The organism is uncultured Anaerovibrio sp. (assembly GCA_902786545.1).
Classification (GTDB): Bacteria; Bacillota; Negativicutes; order Selenomonadales; family Selenomonadaceae; genus Anaerovibrio.
The window spans coordinates 1-2,538 of record CADACU010000093.1 but is presented as its reverse complement, the minus strand read 5'-3'; the positions used below and the strand labels follow the sequence as shown (position 1 = coordinate 2,538).

The window sequence follows — 2,538 nt, the reverse complement described above, 5'->3', positions numbered from 1 at the left end:
TTATCGCCTGCTCAAAAAGCTCAATGTCTTCATCCGTATGTTTGTATATGTGTATGCACTTACCGATTGTTATTTCCCCCTGAACCATTGATGCAGCTTACTAAGCCAGCTGTCATCCTTCTTGAAATCTATGCCTGCATATTCGGCAATAGACGATAATTGTATCGGCAGAGTAGAACCAACGCATGTATATGTTGTTGCCACCGGCAATTCATTTTTCAGTGAATCAATATCCTTCGGACTGAGGTTCGCCTTGCTTAAATCCAGTAAAAGCAAATCCTTATCTCTCTTTACTGAAAAAATCTGCGGAGCTATTGCATAGGCCTGTCGAATGATGTTTACCGCCTTATCTGCCTTAATGGCTTCCCCCATGAAATCCGACCATTCATAGTGCCGCAATTCCTCTGGTGGAGTTATGCCATACTCTTTGAATATATCAAGCAAAGTCTGAGATGACAAGGAAAAAATATCCGGTGTCCATTCTGGATTATCTACGCTGTCATTTTGAATCACTTCCATAAGGTTATCCACCTTGGGAATCATATAGTTCAGGTATTTCCGATAAAGGGCTGTTCCCATCTTCTTTTGCAGACGGTGCAAAGACCTGTCCATCTTGGTTGCAGCATCATCAGTAAGCTGATTGCGGATATTGAAGAGAATTACACGCTTAGCAACGTCAGCATCCACCTTCTCAGCCTCATTGGTGGTCAATATATAGCAACCATGATTGAGAATTCTCTCCCTCAGCAATATATCCTCATTTTTTACGATGTCCTTTAGATATTTAAAGCGATAATTAGTAATATCATCAATAAGGATGGGGCATCCCTTTATCTGTACCAGATATTCAGAAAAAGTTTTCGGCGATACCACACTAGGCGGCAACTTGGCCAGAGGCTTACCACACATCAGGCATTGTATGGTCTTGATTATCGATGATTTACCGCCATTTTTCGGCCCCCGCAGAATCATGTACATCGGAAATGGACGTCCTACAGAATTGGCCGGTGCTATTTCCCGATAGCTATAGCGTAACGGAGCAATAAATGGCGCACTGAACATATAAATCATGATTTTCCAATAGGTTGCCCGAAGTTCTGCCGTATCTCCAGTAAAATCATGGGTTCCCTGCATATACTGAATCACATTTTCAATGTCACTTGTTACCGCCTCTGCCTCAGGCTGCAAGTCCAGCACCTTATCGGCAAAAGTGACGGACTTCTGCCGATAATCCACCAATAACTCCGGATTCATAACTAGCTTCATAACTTTCTTGTTATGTTCTTCCTTCATGACCTGCTTCATTTTAGTCACGTTTTTAGGGTCAATGGTCAGGATATTTTCCTTACTGGCAGCAATACCGGCCTCATCGAGACGTTTAGCCCATTTTTTCGCCTCCGCAGTGGTCTGAATTATGTATTCTCTCTCATCATTATCAGGAACATCATGGATAACCACAGCTGCATTGGATTGAATTATGCGCTTTACTACCGGCAGATCATCAAGATTTTTACCATCTTCACTGATATCCTTGGCATCAATACCTATCTCATCAGAACTGTCAAGACGTATCCCTTCAAAGATGTCGTAGTAATAATCAAATGCCTCCGGTTCGTCCATATAAGTGTAATTTTCCTCCTGAGAACCATCCCAGGCACACGCTGAAAAATTGGCCGATGACGTAATTACGCGTCGTTTATCCCCTTTTCCTTTCAACAGGTAGATTTTGGCATGGCACCCATTGGTCACATAGAATCGGAAGCTCCCATCATTCACACGTTCCTGCAGAGCCTTATTCCGACTAAAATAGCCAATATCATACTGCTGCTTAGCAAAAATCTGCGCAGGGAGCGAGTGTATTTGACTTGGACTGCCAATAATTACCTCACCATGCTGAAAATACTGCATAACAGCTTCAACCTGCTTTACCCCCACTGAATAAGTTATGGCATATAGCTCTTCGAAGCCTGAAAACAGCTCCTGCCAGGAAAGAAGCGCCTTCCCCAGAAACTTAGCATGTACTACTGGCAACCCTGTTGTCGTGAATAAATCTTGCATTCCACCGTCTATTACTTGAAAATTAGCCACTATGCCCACTCCTCTTATAAAAATACAAGAAACGTATTCATAGCAAGCTTGCTTAGCTAAATTGTATCACTATCCATTTTTTTTTTCAATACTTGGATACTATAAAAATGTAAACTTTAGAGATTAGCCGTTTTCTATGCTTGCTATTTTAGTAAAGCTCGGTAAAAGTTAAGTTTTTACCGAGCTTTACTGAAATAGTATTTATATAGCTATTATATTGATAATATATATATTATAGATATAGGATGTATGCAAGGAGGGGATATTATTATCCAAAACGCCGTAAAACCCCTAACTTTAGTTATGGGGATATAAGGCGTGTCCACCGAATTTACGTAAATAATTGAAGGTGGACAATTACTTTTTAACTTGTGTTGTATTAGCTTTCTTAAAGTTGTATAATACAAATATGGGAGAAATAAAATATCATTCAAGCCACAATATCGTATA

The 2,538-nt window shown here is 40.5% G+C and carries 1 protein-coding gene; it reads right to left on the bottom strand.

Annotation, left to right across the window (positions count from 1 at the left end; all coding sequences use genetic code 11):
• Positions 1-69 precede the first annotated feature (69 nt).
• Entirely contained in the window at positions 70-2,088 is a 2,019-nt protein-coding gene (locus QZV24_RS10375) for a hypothetical protein (RefSeq protein WP_294523566.1), read from the bottom strand.
• Positions 2,089-2,538 lie beyond the last annotated feature (450 nt).